Raw genomic sequence first — 16,033 nt, forward strand, 5'->3', positions numbered from 1 at the left:
CACTACTGGGAGCCGGGAGCGATCCCGGCCACGGTGGGTGTAGCTCAGCTGGCAGAGCACTTGGTTGTGGTCCAAGATGTCGGGGGTTCAAGTCCCCTCACTCACCCCAGGCTGGACCCGAAGAAAGCCCTGGTCACCGCGAGGACGACCAGGGCTTCTTTACGTCTCGCGCCGAACTCCCGCTTTCGGATGACCGATCCGGGGAGCAAGCCGGGAGTGACTCTGCGGCGACGGCGGTCATCGGCTCCGTCACTGATCGCGAGGCGACGCGTTGCGCGCGCCCGGCGAGGTCCCCCCATCGGAGACTCGGCGCCGCGCTGCGCAGGCGACGCCGGGCGTGCGACCCATCGCGGTTCACAGGCCACCGGCGCAGAACGGCGCCCGAATGTTGATCAAGGTGTGGCCATCCGTCATCGGTCGCGCACGGTCTTCACCAGCCCCTGGTCACCGAGGGCTGCTCCGAGCATACGGAGCCCGGAACAAAAGACCGAAGGTCGTGATTTCATGCGCAAGTTCGTCGACGCTGTGTTGAGCACCGCGGCAGGCATCAGTGTCTCTGCCCTGGCCCTCTACATCGGGGGTATCTATGGCAGCATCATCGACCAGGCGAACGGCGGCCTCAACGACCCCATCGACGACGGCATGTGGTGGGGGACCGTCACCGCTGCCGTCGCTCTCGTCGTCGGCATCGTGGTCCACCTGAGCGGACCGTACGTCGCCAGGATCAACAAGCACCGCGTGGCCGCCCGGAACACCCGGGACGCGGCCAGGCGCCGGGAAGAGGCACGGAAGGACCGCCAGTACTGGAAGCGTGTGTACTGGAACCGGACCCACTGAGCCCCGGCCCACCAGAATCTGGGGCTTCGGCCCTTCAACATAGGAGCGGCCCCGCGGGGCCGCTTCTTTATGTAAGCCATGAGAAAGCCGCCGAAATTCAACTGTGCAGCGACCAGGCGGCCGCTGCGCAGAGGCAAGCCTCGTCACTCGCCAGGTGGTGATCGGTAGCCCGGGTCCCCGTTCCAGTACAGGACGGTGGCAGCTCGCGAGCCCGTCGCTGACGTCGTTCCGGTCTCGATAAGGCGTCCGTGGGCGCAGGTCCATCGACCTTCGAAGATCACCCGGTTATGCTCCGACCCTGGAAATGTCAACGACACGCCAAGGGCGATGGATGAGCGTCGACGAGACGGCCCCGCTTCGCGTACTCGTGGTGGATGGTGATCCCCTGGGCAGGGCTGCCGTGATCTCCGTACTGGAGGCCAGCGACGAGTTCCAGGTCGTCGCCGAGTCCTCCGATCCCGCCGCGGCGGTTCCGCTGGCCGAGCGCCTGCGTCCCGACATCGTCCTGCTGGACGCGGCGGCCGCCGGTCACGCACTGCCGCTCAGCACGTCCTCCCGCGTCTTCGTCCTCGCCTCGGACGACCAGCCCGCCGTCGAGGCCGCCCTCCGCGCCGGCGCCTGCGGCCACCTCGTTCCCGGCTCCTTCACCGCGCACGACCTCGTCCGCGGCGTCCGCCACGCGTCCCGTACCACCCTCGGCCTGTCCGCCCGCGAGGCCGAGGTCATGGACCTCATCGCCACCGGCCGCTCCAACGGCGAGATCGCCCGCCAGCTCTTCCTCAGCGAGAAGACGGTCAAGAACCACGTCAACCGCATCTACGCCAAGCTCGGCGTCGGCTCCCGCGCCACCGCCATCGCCCTCTGGCGGGGCATGATGAGCGTCCTCCCGGCCCGCGATTAAACCGGTTCGCACTGGTCCGCAGGGCCTGATACTGTTCTTCCTGTCGCGAGGGACCCCGGCCCACCGCCGAGGCCCGTATGACAGGCGCCGTTAGCTCAATTGGCAGAGCAGCGGACTCTTAATCCGCGGGTTCGGGGTTCAAGTCCCTGACGGCGCACCCGTTACCACCAGCGACGACATCCTTCCCGGGAGTCGTCGCTGCTGTCGTATGGGGCCAGATCAAGGCCAACCTGACCCGTCGCCATGCGTGTGTTCGAGGCGAGATCGTCTCGGCCCTCTTGAGAGCGTCCAGCGCCCTGGACGCACGCGTGTGTCATCGCACCTGCACCCAGTCGGGTCGCCACGCCGCATGGTGCTCAGTCGCCCTTTCCACATCGCGGAGTCAGCGCCAGGGAGCCGAAAAAGCGCTCCTTTCGCCCGCGTCGTTTTTTGCAGGTCGAGGCGCGTCGACGGTGGGCAGGTTGTAGATCTCGTCGGCGGCGTTCGCGGACGAGCGGCCCCGGCGACCCGGAACGCGGAGGTCTCGCCCCCCGCCCAGCCGGACCGGCCGCCGGACGAAACGGGGCGCCGGCGGCTGCCGCGCCACCGGCCGTCGGAAGTCGGGGTAGCGCGAACCGATCTTCTCGGCCCGCGGTGGCGGAAGGCGGCGGCGTGGTGACGGATGACTGCGGGTGCCTCCACCAAGCTCAATCAGACGCTATCGTCTTTTTGAGAGAGGGAGGTGTGCTGTGAGACCCCTGGAGGCGTCCGATCCCCGCCAGATCGGGCATTACAGAATGCTCGCCCAGCTCGGCCGCGGAGGCATGGGACGGGTCCTGCTCGGCAGCGGGCCGGACGGGCGGCTCGCCGCGGTCAAGCTGGTCGACGAGCAGTTCGTGCACGACGACCAGTTCCGCGGCCGGTTCCGCCGCGAGGTCCGCGCCTCCCGCCGGGTCGCCGGAGCCTACACGGCGGCGGTGATCGACGCCGACCCCGAGGCGGCCGAGCCCTGGCTGGCATCGGTGTACGTTCCAGGCCCCTCGCTGCACGAGATCGTCGCCGCGACCGGTCCGCTGGCGGCCGGACCGGCGCTCCGGCTGGCCGCCGGCCTCGCCGCCGCGCTGACCGAGGTGCACCGCGCCGGGCTGGTCCACCGCGACCTGAAACCGTCCAACGTGCTGCTCACCGAGGACGGCCTGCGAGTGATCGACTTCGGTATCGCACGGGCCGCCGAGGGCGAGGACGGCACCCAGCTCACCCATACCGGCGCTCTGGTCGGCACGCCCGGCTTCATGTCCCCGGAGCAGGCCCTGGGGCGGGACCTGACCACTGCCAGCGACGTCTTCGCACTGGGCTCGACGCTGGTGTACGCCTGCACCGGCCGCGGACCGTTCCACGCGGGGAGCACCCCGCAGACCCTGCAGAACGTGATCCACGCCGATCCCGTGCTGGGCGACCTGCCGGACCGGATCCGCGAGATCGTCCCGGCCTGCCTGGTCAAGGACCCGGCCGCACGGCCGGAGCCCGCCGCGCTGCTGCGGTGGATCGGCGAGGTACCGCCGTCCGCCCGGCCCTGGCCGGACCCGGTGCACGAGGCGATCGCGCGGCAGGACGCCCAGGTCGCCCGGCTGCTTCAGGCCCCGGCGCCGCAGTTCCCGCCCGCACCGGCGCCCACCTCCACCCCCACGGCCGTCGCGCCGGCGCCGGACAGGAGGCGGTTCCTGCTGATGGCGGGCGGCGGCGCCGCCCTCGGCCTCGCCGCGCTCGGCGGCACCGCCGCCTGGGCACTGCGCGGTGACGGCGAGCCGGCATCCGGCCGCACGAGCGTGTCCGGCGGGAGCGGCGGTACGGACTCCAAGCCGCTGGCGGTCCTGGAAGGCCATGCCGGTTCCGTGTACCACGCCGAGTTCAACGGCTCGGGTGATCTTCTGGTCACCGCCGGGGAGGACGGCACGGTGCGGCTGTGGGACGCCAAGACCGGGCGTCCGTCCGGCCCGCCGCTCAAGATCGCCTCCAAGTCGGCCCTCAGGGCCAGGTTCGACAGGGCGGGGCGGCTGCTGCTCACCGCCGGCATGGACGGCGGCGTCAAGGTGTGGGACGTGCGGACCCGCCGGCAGATCGGCGCGACCCTCGGCATCCCCATGTTCGACTTCTCCGACGATCCGGCCCCGGTGAGCGACGTGGCCTTCAGTCCCGCCGGGGACCGGCTGGCGGCCATGGGCTCCCATCTGAAGGTGTGGGACACCGATTCCCGCAAGGAGGTGAGCGGTCTCACGTTCGACAAGGCGAACATCATGTCGTTGATCGCGTTCAGCGGGGACGGGCGGCTGCTGGCCTTCACCAGCGAGCGTCTGGTGCGGCTGTGGGACGTGGATTCCCGCAAGGAGGTCGGGCAGCCCCTGCGCGGGCACACCGGCCAGATCACGAGTGCGGCGATGAGCCCGGACGGTCGGACGCTGGCGACCGGAAGCGCCGACATGACCGTGCGGCTGTGGGAGGTCCAGCGTGCGGCTCCGCTCGGCGAGATGGTGCCCGCGAGCGACCACGGCCCGCAGGGCATCGCGTTCAGCCAGGACGGCCGGCTGCTGGCCACCGTCGGCAACGACACCACCGCGCGGCTGTGGGACGTCGCCGGGCGCAAGGAGGTCGGGAAGCCGATCGGGCTACCGGACAGGGCCTCCGCCGTGGCGTTCAGCCCGGACGGGAGGGTCCTCGCCGTCGGCGGCGACGAGAAGGTGTGGCTCTACGACGTCGCCGGCCGCACCCGCGCCTGAACCACCGGGGAGCGAGGTGACCATGCGACCGCTGGCCGCGTCCGACCCGGCACGGGTCGGGCACTACCGGATGCTCGCCGAACTCGGCCGCGGCGGGATGGGACGGGTGCTGCTGGGATCCGCGCCCGACGGGCGGCCGGTCGCGGTGAAGCTCATGCACGCCCGGTTGAGCGGCGCCTCCGGCTTCCGGGAGCGGTTCCGTGCCGAGGTGGCGGCCACCCGCAGGGTGTCCGGCGCGTACACGGCCGTCGTGCTCGACGCGGACGCCGACGCGCCGACCCCGTGGCTGGCGTCGGTGTACGTGCCGGGGCCGTCGCTGCGGGAGGCGGTCCGGGCGGCCGGGCCGCTGCCGGAGCCGGCGGTGCTGCGGCTGGCGGCCGGGCTCGCGGCCGCGCTCGTGGAGATCCACCGGGCCGGGCTGGTGCACCGCGACCTCAAGCCGTCCAACGTGCTGCTGGCCGCCGACGGCCCGAAGGTGATCGACTTCGGGGTCGCGCGGGCGGCCGAGGGCGAAGGCGGCGAGGGTCGGACCGGCGTCCTGGCCGGAACGCCCGGATACATGTCGCCGGAGCAGGCCGAGGAGGGGGCGGCCACCGCGGCCGGCGACGTCTTCTCGCTGGGCTCGACGCTGGTGTACGCCTGCACCGGCCGCGGCCCCTTCGACGGGCCCGGCCCGGCGCAGGCGCTGTACAACGTCGTGCACGCCGAGGCCGACCTGTCCGCCGTACCGGACCGGCTCCGCCCGGCCGTCGCGGCCTGCCTGGCCAAGGACCCGGCCTGGCGGCCGGACCCCGCCCGGCTGGCGGCGATGGTCGGCGCGGTCGCCCCGGCCGCGCAGCCGTGGCCGCCCGCGGTTCAGCGGATGATCGACGAGCGGCGGGCCTGGATCGGGCGGGCGCCCGGCCCGGAACCCGCGGCGACCCTGGTCTGCACGCGCCGCCCCCGCTCCGGCCCGTTCACCGCCCTCGGCTCCCCGCGCGGCGCGCTGGCGGCGTGCGGCGTGCTGGCGGTGTGCGCGGCGGTGGCCACGGCCCTGGTGGTGGCGCCCTGGTCGGGGTCGGCCGCCCGGAGCGACCCCGGAGCACACCGGTCCGCGGCCCCGCCGCAGAGCCGCTCGCTGCGCGGGCACACCGCGTCCGTGCGCGACCTGGCGTTCACCCCGGACGGCCGGACGCTGGCCAGCGCCAGCGACGACACCACGGTACGGCTCTGGAACGTCGCGGACGGAAAGCAGCGCCGCGCGCCTCTCGGCCACCCCGACGGCGTCAACGCGCTGGCGATCAGCCACGGCGGCAGCACCCTGTACACCGCGGGCGACGACGGCTACCTCCGCCTCTTCCCGGTGTCGGGCAAGGGCGAGCCGAGCGACCTCGACATCGATCTCGGGCCCCTGACGTCCCTGGCCCTGAGCCCGGACGACCGCGTCCTGGCCACCAGCAACACGGACCAGTCCGTGCGGCTGTGGGACTTGGACGACGGGAAGGTGGGCCCGCTCCTGGAGACCGGCGCCGGCAACGTGCAGGCCCTGGCGTTCGCCCCGGACAGCCGGATGCTGGCCATCGGCACGACCGGCACCGAGGCGGATCCCGGCAGCGGGAACACCCGCGGTGTGACGCAACTGTGGGAGGTGTACGACCGCAAGAGGCTCGGCGGGGACATGTCCGGGCACGACTCCTGGACGGAGGACGTGGCGTTCAGCCCCGACGGGCGGACGCTGGCGACGGCGGGCGGTGAGACCATCCGCCTGTGGGACGTGGCCCGAAGCGTGCAGGTGGGCGCTCCGTTCCGGTGCGACGGCCGCTGCCGCACGGCGGTGTTCAGCCCGGACGGCCGCGTCCTCGTGGCCGGAGGCTCGGAAGGGATCGTCCGGCTGTGGGACGTGACCCGCCACCGGCAGCTCGGCCCGGAGCTCACCGGGCACGGCGGCGCCGTCCTCAGCGTGTCCTTCAGCCCGGACGGCCGTACCCTCGCCACCGGCGGCGAGGACGGCACCGTCCGCCTGTGGAAGGTGCCCGCCTAGGAGCACGACCCGGCCGGCCCCAGTCCTGTCAGGCGTCGTGGCGGGCCATCGCCACGCCCCCCATGACGGCCGACACGCTGCGGAGAGTCGCGTATTCATTGGGTGTTCACGGGCGGATGCGCGACCAGATCCACTTGCCTCCGGCCGGGTCACCGGTGACACCGCACCTGGACGACAGCGCCTGGACGATGTGCAGCCCCCAGCCGCCGTTGTCGTCGAACGCCTCCTCGGAGAGGTCCAGGTCTTCGAGGGTGAGCTCCTTCGTCGGCTTGGCCTGAGGGAGGGCGTAGTCCGCGTCCCAGACGGCGATGACGATGCCGTGCGCGTCCCGGCTGAGCTGGAGGCGGATCTCCTTGTGCGGCGTCTGGCGGGCCGCGTTGGTCACGAGTTCCGAGACGACCAGAAGCGCACTGTCGAGAATGTGGGAATAGTTCCAGTTGCGGATTCTTGCATCAACAAGAGTACGCGCCAGCCCCACTGCGGACGGTGTTCCCATCAGGGGCATAAGTAGATCCCCGCTCGCCGTCATCGCCATCGCCCCGCCCTTGCCCGAGATTCCGAATTCATATGGCAAGGGTCACTGGCACGCTCTAGTTTTGCCTGTATCAAGAGGAACCGAAAACAGGGAGCAGCAATGGTGATCGTCCGGGACCCACTCGACCCCAAGATCTCTATGTGGCACTTTCTTGCCTACTACCTCCGGTTCACAAGGGAGAAGGAAGGGCTGTCGCTCACCCAGTGGGGCAAGATCGTTGGAATGGCGCGATCAAGTGTTTCGAACATCGAAGCCGGGCGAGCAAAGCTCCAGGTCGACTACGCCAGGCGGCTCGATGTCAAGTTCGAAACCGGCGGGCTGTTCGAGTTGCTGCTCTGGTATGCCCGGATGGCCCACGATCCGAACTGGTTCAAACAGTACAGCCAGCACGAGAGACAGGCGGCCGAGATCAAGGTCTTCCACGGGCAGGCGGTACCGCTGCTTCTTCAGACCGACGACTACACACGGGCCTATGGCCGCCTCAGTACGGCCAAGGATCGTGAGGGGATACTGGCTGGGCGACTAGCTCGCAAGCGGTCCGTTCTCGAGAGAGATGATCCTCCCTACCTCTGGGCACTTCTGGACGAATCGGCTCTGGCTCGCCGCGTTGGAGGCGATGCGGTCATGCGAGCTCAGCTTCAACACCTCCTCGAAATGGCCGAGCGCTGGAACGTGATCCTGCGCGTCGTTCCGTTCCTGGCAGGTGAGCACCTTGGCTCGGAGGGCTTCTTCCAACTGATCGGCCTTCATGATCGCGACGTCGCCTACGCGGGCGCCCAAGGCGGAGGACGCTTGATCGAAATGCCAGACGAGATCAAGCAGTTTGCTGATACTTTCGAACGTATCGGCGCAAAGGCTGACTCTCAGGACGCCTCGCGCGAACTGATCGGGAAGTACTTGGAGAGATACGCATGATGCTCCAGTGGCGCAAGAGTTCGTACAGCGGCACGGCAAACGACGACGTGTGCGTTGAGCTGGCACAACTTGCACCAGGTACCGGGATCGGAGTCCGGGACAGCAAGGCCCCGGACGGGGGCCGCCTCACCCTCTCCCCCGCCCAGTTCGCCAGCCTGATCAAGCAGATCAAGCAGGACTCGGCCCGCTGACCGTCCTCCCGCCCGACTTCCCCACGCTCCGGCCCGGCGCTGATGGCGGACGTCCCGTCCGCGATCGCGGTCGACGTGCACTTCCTCGCCGTCGCGAGTTGGGCTGCGCCCACCGGGAAGCGGACTCGGCCGCCTCACACGGTTTTTCGGCCCCAGAGCGGCCAAGCCAGAGCGCTACTTCGAGCAGAGCTGGGCCGAGGAGGAGTGCTCCCGGGGTCCGGCAGCGCCCGACGGTAGACCAGCCGTCCCCCGAGCGTCGACGGCAGCGTCATGACGCAACGCCGCGCGCGGACGGCGCCGGACGGTGGACCACCGCGACACCCGACCGTCCTGCCGATACACCCGGCCGGCACTCCTCGCACTTCTCCTCGGTCATGCGTACACCCTCGCCGGACTGGTTCCGGGACGTCTTGGACACAGCCAGACGGTCACAACGCTGTAGTGAATCCGGCGTTTCAGGCCGACGAGATCCAGAGGGCTCAGTCTGCCTCGGTTGTTACAGACAGAGCACCATCGTGCAGGGAGATCGAATCCCCCACGTCCTGCCGGAGCCCCATCTGCGGATGGCCGAGGCCGTCGAAGGCTCCGGCACCGAGACAGAACCGACTCACCTCGTCGATCTTCATCGAGCGCAGGTGCCACGGCCCGCCCACCGCGTCCGGCAGCTCTGGTGGCGCAGCGAGGTTGAGCGTGCTGGAGGCCTGACGACAAGATCCCGCTGGCCGAACAGCTCTACATCGACCACACCGCCCAAGAGGAGGAGTGACCGTGCCCAAGCGCACTCCGCAGGACTGGGAAACCCTGGCACGAGAACTGCACGCGGCCGGCGTGTCCCCCTCCGAGGTCGAGGCCGGAGCACGCAGGCTCCTCGCCGAAACGCGCGGACACCAACTCGCCGAAGCCCGCAAGCACGCCGGTCTCGGCCAGAAGGACCTCGCCGTCGGCATGGGCGTGAGCGTCGCCCGTATCTCCCAGATCGAACACGGTGAGGTCACCTCCATCGAGGTCATCGCCCGATACGTCGAGGCACTCGGGGGCCACCTCGACCTGGTCGCCGACTTCGGCGACCACACCATGAGGCTCCCCGTCACAGACCGACCCACCAACGCCGCCTGAGCCGCACCGCAACCACCATGGCATTCGCGGCCATCGAACCTGCCGCGCTCGCCATCCCAGCGCGGCGCGGGCTCGGCCGTCCAGGGCGCGTCCAGCGGTACGTGCGGAATCCGCCGCACGTACCGCAACTGCGGCTGGCGGAAGTCTCCCAGCACGACGGGGTTCAGCCGCGTACCGCGCACCCTGGCGTCCGCCCTGACTCCCACGGCTTGCACTGGGCAGGTCTCCCGGCCTCGCTTCTGCGGAAGCCTCCCTCGCGCCTGCGGCGATGAAGCGCATGACCTTTGCCTTATGCGAGCGAAAAGCATCCTTGACACGTGACGTCCTGCCGAATTGACGTCGGCGCGTGTCCCAAACTTCTTGCTAACCTCGCTGACCGAGTGTGGCCCCTCCCGTACAGACAGCCCTTTGCGCGGGATTGATGAGCGTACGCTGGCACTTCGCGTTCAGGTGATCGCTTTCCGTCGTGTTCGGTTGTGCCTGCACTTGGCATACACGAACGATCCTTCGGCGTTCAATGCTCCCCTTGGACGCGTGAGGTGAAACGAGTCGAGGAGCCGAGTAGTGCAGCAGATGACCAAGGGTGCCAACATCGACCTGTCCGCGCTGACCACGGCGGCAGGGCCGCTCACCGTGGCGTTGAGTTGGATCGATCCTTCCGGCGCAGGAGAGGCCGATGTTTCGGTGCTGTTGGTCGGCACCGATGGCAAGGTCGGCAGCGACACCGACTTCGTCTTCTACAACCAACCCGCCACCGCAGACGAGTCGGTGCGGCTGCTGGGCAAAGCCCCGACCGCTACTGGCAGCGAAGATCGCATTCTGGCCGACCTGACCGCTCTGCGCCCCGAAGTTCAGCGTGTAGTGATCGCTGCCAGCCGCTATGCCGGGGCGACATTCGGAGCACTCGAGGACCTACGTTTGGCTGTCTCCGACAGCGCCGGTAAAGCTTTGCTGGCCTTCGACATCAAGGATGCCGACACCGAGACCGCGTTCATTTTCGGTGAGCTGTACCGCCGAGGCGAGGGTTGGAAGTTCCGGGCCGTCGGCCAAGGGTATGAATCCGGCCTTGCGGGTCTGGCCGCCGACTTCGGCATCAACGTCGACGACAGCGACGAGGAAGAGCCGGCTCATGCACCGTCCCATCCGGACGGCGCACCCGACACCGATCGGACGGAAACTCCCGCTCCTGCCGCAGTAGACATGGCTACCCCCGTCGCGGAAATGTCGGTCAAGACGGAGCAGCGCCCCAAGCAGGTGCGGACGGCGAAGAAGAAGACCACCGTCCCCAAGGCCGCCAAGGTCAACCTCGCCGAGCATCCTTCCTGGCAGCAAGCCCGCCTGTTCCCCGTCACCGGCCTCCGCAACGATCAGGAGCGCGAGACGCGGGCCACCGCAACGCTGCTGGCGGTCATGGCGCAGGTACCCGAGTTCGGCCGCCGTCTGACCGCCCGCTTCAATGCCCCGGCCGGCACAATCCAGACCTTCGCCGAAGCCTCCTTCAAGCACGGCGACACAAGGGTCCGCCCCGATGGCGTCCTACGCGTGGCACGGGCCGGTCGCATCTGGACCGCGCTGATCGAGACCAAGACCGGCGGCAACCCCCTCAAGGCCGACCAGGTCGAGGCCTACCTGGAGGTCGCGGCCCGACATGGCTACGAGACGGTGATCACTCTGTCCAACGATCTGGCCCTGGACAACGAGCATCCTCTCAAGGTCGACAAGAAGTTGCTGCGCAAGGTCGCGCTACGACACGTGTCGTGGGCCGAGGTCGCGCACGAGGCCGAGATGCTCTGCCTCCACGACGGCGTGGCCACCCCCGTCCACGCCTGGCTGCTGAGCGAACTGCTGCACTACCTTCGCCAGGATCACGCCGGCTGCCAGGGCTTCCGCGACATGGGCACCGCCTGGGTCCCCGTACGCAACGCCGTGAACGCGGGCACCCTGAGGCTCGGCGACCGGCGCGCGATGCAGGTCGCCGAAAGCTGGGAGAAACTGATTCGGCAACTGTGTCTGCGCCTCAGCGGTCAGACCGGCCTGGCCATCGCCCCGGTCCTGCGCAAACGACGCGACGGCGACGCCTCGGTCCGCCGTCTGCAGACCGTTACCTCACTGGTGGAATCCGGACGAATGAGCGCCGAGATCCGCATCCCGAACGCCGGCGGCCCGGTCCTGCTCGAAGCCGACCTGCGCACCGGCCAGATCGAGACCACCGTCGAGATCCCCGCAGCCGAACGCGCCCGCCCCCTTACCCGGGTCCAGTGGTTGCTACGCCAACTGAACGACGCCCCACCTGAGCTTCGCGTCGAAGCGCTCACTCCTGGACACAAGAACGGCCCCTGCGACCTACTGAAGAACCTGTTCTCCGAGCCGGGCCTGCTCTTCCCCGAAGGTGGGAAGCAGATCGACTCTTTCCGTCTGACCCTCGCCACCGGCATGGGCACCAAACGCGGCACCGAAGAGACCGGCTTCGTCCGCAGCGTCGACACCGCCATGGACCGCTTCAACCAACAGATACTCCAAGTCCTGAAACTGGAGCCCACGGGTGCCGAGACCAAGATCAACGGCTGATCCTTAAGCCTCCGAAGGCGAGAAAGCGATAGGGGCGGCATCCTTGCACCTGGCGTTACGACACGTCCGTGGTGGTGTTCGTGTGACCTGCGGCGGCCTTGTCCCGGCGGGTCCGGAGTGTCCGTTGGCGTCCTCGCCCGCGGCGGCCTGGTGGCCGGGAGTTCGCACGGGCCGCGTCGGGGCGGAGGGTCAGGAGGTCGTCGTCGCGCTGGATCGCCTCCAGGGACAGCGTGCGGTAGCCGGCGTCCCCGAAGAGGACGGTGATGCGGTCGGGTTCCACGCGCATGACCGTCCCGGTTCCCCACGCGGCGTGCTGCACCTCGGCGTGCAGGGGGAACGGAGCGTCGTCGGCATGGTTCGGTGGTGCGGCTGCTTCGTCGGCATAGTCCGGGGGTGCGGCCGGCCCGGTCTGGCATACGTCGCAGTTCCCGCATGAGCCCGGGTGGGGCTCGCCCAGGTATTCCAGCAGGAAACGGCGGCGGCAATCCGTCGTCTCCGCGTAGGCGCGCATCATGTCGATGCGTGAATCGTCGACGCGGCGGCGGTTCTCGTCGAGTTCCGCGGCGCGTGCCGCGGCCTCCTCGGGCGGTGGCCCCTCCTGGACGTATCGCAGATCTCCCCTGCCGGTCGTCTCCACGGCTCCGGTCTGTTCCAGCAGGTTCACCAGGCTGGTGAGCTTGGATGCGCCGATGCCCAGGGTGGTGCGCATCTCGCTCGCCGGAACGGTGTCGCCATGGGCCTGGAGGAGCGTCGCGACCTGGAGCATCCTCTCCTCGTCAGGCTTACCCGCGGCGAAGAAGCGGCGCAGTCCGAGGTCCTGCGACCGGTAGAACAGGACGGCGGCCGCGGGCTCCCCGTCCCGCCCGGCACGGCCGATCTCCTGGTAGTACGACTCCGGGGACTCCGGCGGAGCGGCGTGCAGCACGTAGCGGACGTCGGGCTTGTCGATCCCCATGCCGAACGCCGAGGTGGCCACCACGACATCGAGCTCGTCGCCCTGGAACGCCTCGTGCACCCGGTGGCGGTCCGCCGCCTTCATCCCGGCGTGATAGGCAGCCGCGCGCAGGCCCGCCGCGGCGAGCTCCTCGCCGTACGCCTCGGCGTCGCGCCGGGTGGCGACGTAGACGAGGCCGAGCCCCTTTCGTCCGGCGGCGTCCTCGACCAGCGCCCGCCTCTTGTCCTCCTCCTCGTGGAACCGCCGCACCTCCAGGGACAGGTTGGGCCGGTCGAAACCGCGGACGATCTGCCGTGCCTCGCCGAGCCCGAGCGTCGCGAGGATGTCATCGCGTACCGGCGGCGAGGCGGTCGCGGTCAGTGCGATCACCGGGGGATGGCCGAGACGCTCGATCACCCTGCCGAGCTGCTGGTAGTCCGGCCGGAAGTCGTGGCCCCACGAGGAGACGCAGTGCGCCTCGTCCACGGCGACCAGCGAGGGGCGCACGGCGGCGAGCCGCTCCACGACCGACGGCTTGGCCAGTTGCTCGGGTGAGAGAAAGATGTACTCCGCTCTGCCCGCCCGGATCTGGTCCAGGGCGTCCTCGCTCGCCCCGTCGGACTGGGCGGAGTTGACCATCACGGCGCCGCCGGCGTCGCGACCGGCGAGCGCGACCATCTGATCCCGCTGCAAAGCGATCAGGGGCGAGATCACCACGGTCGGCCCGGGGAGCAGCTGGGCGGGGACCTGGTAGACGGCGGACTTGCCGCCGCCGGTCGGCATGACCAGCAGCACGTCCCGGCCCCGCAGCAGGTGTTCCATCGCCTCACCCTGGCCCGGGCGCAGGTCCGGCCAGCCGAACACCTCCCTGGCCACCCGGCGCAGCCGGCGACGCCTGCCGATCCGGCCCCAGACGACCCGCTTGCCCATTCAGTCCTCCTCGCGCAGTGTCCCCCTGCCGCCGAGTTCGAGGACCTACGTCGGTGCGGCACCGACCGTCCTCCCTCGACGGAGGCGGCGAAACACGCGGACATCTTTCTCAGGAGCGCCTGCGGAAACGTGCAGCGGCATTGCGCTGCGGAAACGTCCGGCGGCAACCTGCCGACAAACCGGCGGCACCTCCGAATCACACCTGCCGAACGCTGACGAGGGCGCGGGACGATGGGATGGACCACTCGCCACCGACCGCCCGGAATCTGCTTCTCGACGGCGTCCTCACCGTCCGGTCGGCGAGTACGTGGGGCAGCCGCACCGGGCGGCCAGTGGGTCGTTATCGGGAGCCGCGGACGCGGTGGACGAGGTCTTCGGCGGCCTCCCCCCACAATGGATGGTTGAAGGTGAAGCCTGCTTCGAGTAGGCGGCCTGGGACTACGCGGCGGCTCTTCAGGAGAAGTTCGGTGTCCGAGCGCATTGCGAGTGCGCCTAGTTCGGCCGTCCATCTCGTTGCGGGCAGGCCCACCGGGACGCCCCACGCGGTGCGCAGCGTGCGCATCAAGGTCCGCTGCGGCACGGGACCGGGAGCCGCGAGATTCACCGGTCCGTCTATCTCGTCCCTGGCGATCAGGAACTCCACCGCGCTGACGAAATCCTGGTCATGAATCCAGGACACGTACTGCGCGCCGCCCGCGACCGGGCCACCGAGGCCCAGGCGTGCCAGCCAGAGCAGGTAGTCGAAGACACCGCCGCGATCGGGGCTCATCACCATGGCGGAGCGGAGGGCGACCTTGCGGGTGGACGGTGTCTCGGCCCGCTGCTGCGCCCGCTCCCAGTGCTTGGCGATCTTGACGCTGTAGGCCCAGTAGCCGGGAACTCCGGGCTCGGTGCCGCCGAGGATGCCGGACGCCTCGTCGTTGGGCGCGTCGTAGCGGTGGGCGTAGATGGTGGCGGTGCTCATCTGGAGCCAGACCCGAGGGGGCTTCGCGGCGCCGGCGATCGCCGCGCCGACGACCTGGGTGGAGCGCACCCGCGAATCCATCATCGCCTGGAGGTTGGCCGGCGTGTATCGGCAGCTCACGCTGCGTCCGGCCAGGTTGATCACGGCATCGCTGCCGTCGATCGCCTCGGTCCAGGGGCCCGGCGTCTCGCCGTCCCAGGGGAGCTCGCGCTCGCCCGTCGGGCGCCTGGTCAGGACCACGACGTCATGGCCGGCGGCGGTCAGCGCGCGGTTCAGGATCGCGCCTATCCGGCCGGTTCCCCCAGGTATCACGATCCTCATCGCGGACTTCCCCCCGTCTCGTGAACGAGCCTGACGTCAATGTTTGAACACGTTCAATACTAGCCCCGCAAGAAGATCGAACGCTTGGTGTCGAGCGGAGACGAACGTCGCAGCGCGCACGCCCCGAGCGGTCGAGGCGGCGCACGTCACTCGCTTCCGTAGTCGCGCCGATGGGCATAGGGCTTCCACGCGTGGTGCTGTGGGCCGGCGGGTCGGAGAGGCGGCGCGGGTGGGGGTCGGGACCGGGGAGGGGCCGCGAAGCTACGCGGGGGCGTCGCGGTAGGTGTAGTACGAGAGGAACATGTCCACGCCGGAGTCGATGAGGCGCTCGGTCGTGTGTTGGTCGAGCGTCGTTCCGTAGGTGCCGTGCACCAGGTGCGGGTAGAGGACCAGGGCGTAGAGCTGGAGGATCGCGGTCTCCACGTCCGGCATGGTCAGCCGGTCGGCGGCGATCAGGCGTTCGAACGCCGCCGCCAGTGCGGGACGGGCGCGGTCCGGGCCGTGGTGGCGCCAGGCTTCGCCCAGTTCCGGAAATCGACGGACTTCGCTGGCGACGAGTCGGCGCAGGGACACCATGTCAGGTCGGGTCATGCTGTCCACCCACGCACGGGCGGTCCATTTGAGCGCGGCCCGCAGATCGTCGGAGTGTTCCAGCCGTTGCGCGGTGCCGGAGATGGCGTCGGCGAGGGCCTCCTGCAGGGCGTCGCCGATGACGGCGACGAAGAGGGTCTCCTTGCTCCCGTAATGGTTGTAGACGGTGACCTTGGAGACGCCGGCGTCGGCGGCGATGGCGTCCATCGCGGCGTCGAAGCCGTCCCGGGCGAACGCCGAGCGGGCCGCCTGGATGATCACCTGCCGCTTGCGCGCCGCCCGGTCACCGGTGAGCACGCGCGGGGACTCGGTACGCGTCCCTGCGCGCTGGGAGGGTGCCGCCATCATCGCTCCTTCGTCGTCGACGTCCAGCGTACCAACTTCTGAACTGTACGGTTGAGTTCAACTGAACTGTTCCGTACAGTACAAGGACGGGCATCATCGCGGTCGGGACGTG

At 69.6% G+C, this 16,033-nt stretch carries 13 protein-coding genes and 2 tRNA genes; 10 read left to right on the forward strand and 5 right to left on the reverse strand.

Annotated features, from left to right (window positions below; all coding sequences use genetic code 11):
- Window positions 1-33: 33 nt before the first annotated feature.
- The 6 genes from CHC11_RS02085 (at window position 34) to CHC11_RS02110 (ending at window position 6,511) form a co-directional block, all read left to right on the forward strand.
- Window positions 34-109 (forward strand) — tRNA-His (locus CHC11_RS02085).
- A gap of 395 nt (window positions 110-504) precedes the next feature.
- Window positions 505-837, forward strand: a complete 333-nt coding sequence (locus CHC11_RS02090; protein ID WP_089309830.1) for a hypothetical protein — start codon at window positions 505-507, stop codon at window positions 835-837.
- Window positions 838-1,168: 331 nt separating this feature from the next.
- Window positions 1,169-1,738, forward strand: a complete 570-nt coding sequence (locus tag CHC11_RS02095; RefSeq protein ID WP_089309831.1) for a response regulator transcription factor — start codon at window positions 1,169-1,171, stop codon at window positions 1,736-1,738.
- An 84-nt stretch (window positions 1,739-1,822) separates the two neighbouring features.
- Window positions 1,823-1,895, forward strand: a tRNA-Lys gene (locus tag CHC11_RS02100).
- 571 nt (window positions 1,896-2,466) lie between these two features.
- On the forward strand, window positions 2,467-4,491 hold the full coding sequence (locus tag CHC11_RS02105; protein ID WP_089309832.1) for a WD40 repeat domain-containing serine/threonine protein kinase: 2,025 nt from the start codon (window positions 2,467-2,469) through the stop codon (window positions 4,489-4,491).
- Window positions 4,492-4,513: 22 nt separating this feature from the next.
- Window positions 4,514-6,511 carry a WD40 repeat domain-containing serine/threonine protein kinase gene (locus CHC11_RS02110; protein WP_245918713.1) on the forward strand — a complete coding sequence of 666 codons (1,998 nt, stop codon included), beginning with the start codon at window positions 4,514-4,516 and terminating at the stop codon, window positions 6,509-6,511.
- A gap of 106 nt (window positions 6,512-6,617) precedes the next feature.
- On the opposite strand, the gene CHC11_RS02115 is transcribed toward CHC11_RS02110, so the two are convergent.
- Window positions 6,618-7,046, reverse strand: a complete 429-nt coding sequence (locus tag CHC11_RS02115; RefSeq protein WP_089309834.1) for an ATP-binding protein — start codon at window positions 7,044-7,046, stop codon at window positions 6,618-6,620.
- Window positions 7,047-7,145: 99 nt separating this feature from the next.
- Between CHC11_RS02115 and CHC11_RS02120 the strand changes: the two genes are divergently transcribed.
- Together CHC11_RS02120 and CHC11_RS02125 are read left to right on the forward strand one after the other, a co-directional pair.
- Window positions 7,146-7,961 carry a helix-turn-helix domain-containing protein gene (locus CHC11_RS02120; RefSeq protein ID WP_089309835.1) on the forward strand — a complete coding sequence of 272 codons (816 nt, stop codon included), beginning with the start codon at window positions 7,146-7,148 and terminating at the stop codon, window positions 7,959-7,961.
- Window positions 7,958-8,152 carry a DUF397 domain-containing protein gene (locus tag CHC11_RS02125; protein WP_342749942.1) on the forward strand — a complete coding sequence of 65 codons (195 nt, stop codon included), beginning with the start codon at window positions 7,958-7,960 and terminating at the stop codon, window positions 8,150-8,152. The genes CHC11_RS02120 and CHC11_RS02125 overlap by 4 nt, the downstream gene beginning before the upstream one ends.
- Window positions 8,153-8,631: 479 nt before the next feature.
- Here CHC11_RS02125 and CHC11_RS41025 read toward each other — a convergent pair whose 3' ends face one another.
- A complete protein-coding gene (locus tag CHC11_RS41025) occupies window positions 8,632-8,778 on the reverse strand; it encodes a hypothetical protein (RefSeq protein WP_179278642.1) in 147 nt (48 codons plus the stop codon).
- Window positions 8,779-8,920: 142 nt separating this feature from the next.
- Here CHC11_RS41025 and CHC11_RS02130 point away from each other — a divergent pair, with 142 nt between their 5' ends.
- Both CHC11_RS02130 and CHC11_RS02135 read left to right on the forward strand, forming a co-directional pair.
- A complete protein-coding gene (locus CHC11_RS02130; protein WP_089310273.1) occupies window positions 8,921-9,268 on the forward strand; it encodes a helix-turn-helix domain-containing protein in 348 nt (115 codons plus the stop codon).
- A 573-nt stretch (window positions 9,269-9,841) separates the two neighbouring features.
- The gene (locus CHC11_RS02135; RefSeq protein WP_245918715.1) at window positions 9,842-11,836 is read left to right on the forward strand and encodes a TerD family protein; all 1,995 of its coding nucleotides are present in this window, start codon (window positions 9,842-9,844) and stop codon (window positions 11,834-11,836) included.
- 55 nt (window positions 11,837-11,891) lie between these two features.
- Here the strand turns inward: CHC11_RS02135 and CHC11_RS02140 are convergent, their stop codons facing one another.
- The 3 genes from CHC11_RS02140 to CHC11_RS02150 form a co-directional block, all read right to left on the reverse strand.
- Window positions 11,892-13,700 carry a RecQ family ATP-dependent DNA helicase gene (locus tag CHC11_RS02140; RefSeq protein WP_089309837.1) on the reverse strand — a complete coding sequence of 603 codons (1,809 nt, stop codon included), beginning with the start codon at window positions 13,698-13,700 and terminating at the stop codon, window positions 11,892-11,894.
- 340 nt (window positions 13,701-14,040) lie between these two features.
- Entirely contained in the window at window positions 14,041-14,985 is a 945-nt protein-coding gene (locus tag CHC11_RS02145) for a TIGR01777 family oxidoreductase (RefSeq protein ID WP_089309838.1), read from the reverse strand.
- Window positions 14,986-15,246: 261 nt separating this feature from the next.
- On the reverse strand, window positions 15,247-15,924 hold the full coding sequence (locus CHC11_RS02150) for a TetR/AcrR family transcriptional regulator (RefSeq protein ID WP_218825902.1): 678 nt from the start codon (window positions 15,922-15,924) through the stop codon (window positions 15,247-15,249).
- Window positions 15,925-16,033: the final 109 nt, after the last annotated feature.

Origin of the sequence: Actinomadura mexicana (assembly GCF_900188105.1) — a bacterium.
Taxonomy (GTDB): Bacteria; Actinomycetota; Actinomycetes; order Streptosporangiales; family Streptosporangiaceae; genus Spirillospora; species Spirillospora mexicana.

Bases quoted from the DNA above. Each gene is read 5' to 3' on its own strand.
- CHC11_RS02095 (WP_089309831.1), top strand. From the start codon at position 1,169: ATGAGCGTCGACGAGACGGCCCCGCTTCGCGTACTCGTGGTGGATGGT.
- CHC11_RS02090 (WP_089309830.1), top strand. From the start codon at position 505: ATGCGCAAGTTCGTCGACGCTGTGTTGAGCACCGCGGCAGGCATCAGT.
- CHC11_RS02150 (WP_218825902.1), bottom strand. From the start codon at position 15,924: ATGATGGCGGCACCCTCCCAGCGCGCAGGGACGCGTACCGAGTCCCCG.
- CHC11_RS02120 (WP_089309835.1), top strand. From the start codon at position 7,146: ATGGTGATCGTCCGGGACCCACTCGACCCCAAGATCTCTATGTGGCAC.
- CHC11_RS02115 (WP_089309834.1), bottom strand. From the start codon at position 7,046: ATGGCGATGACGGCGAGCGGGGATCTACTTATGCCCCTGATGGGAACA.
- CHC11_RS02125 (WP_342749942.1), top strand. From the start codon at position 7,958: ATGATGCTCCAGTGGCGCAAGAGTTCGTACAGCGGCACGGCAAACGAC.
- CHC11_RS02135 (WP_245918715.1), top strand. From the start codon at position 9,842: ATGACCAAGGGTGCCAACATCGACCTGTCCGCGCTGACCACGGCGGCA.
- CHC11_RS02110 (WP_245918713.1), top strand. From the start codon at position 4,514: ATGCGACCGCTGGCCGCGTCCGACCCGGCACGGGTCGGGCACTACCGG.
- CHC11_RS41025 (WP_179278642.1), bottom strand. From the start codon at position 8,778: ATGAAGATCGACGAGGTGAGTCGGTTCTGTCTCGGTGCCGGAGCCTTC.
- CHC11_RS02140 (WP_089309837.1), bottom strand. From the start codon at position 13,700: ATGGGCAAGCGGGTCGTCTGGGGCCGGATCGGCAGGCGTCGCCGGCTG.
- CHC11_RS02145 (WP_089309838.1), bottom strand. From the start codon at position 14,985: ATGAGGATCGTGATACCTGGGGGAACCGGCCGGATAGGCGCGATCCTG.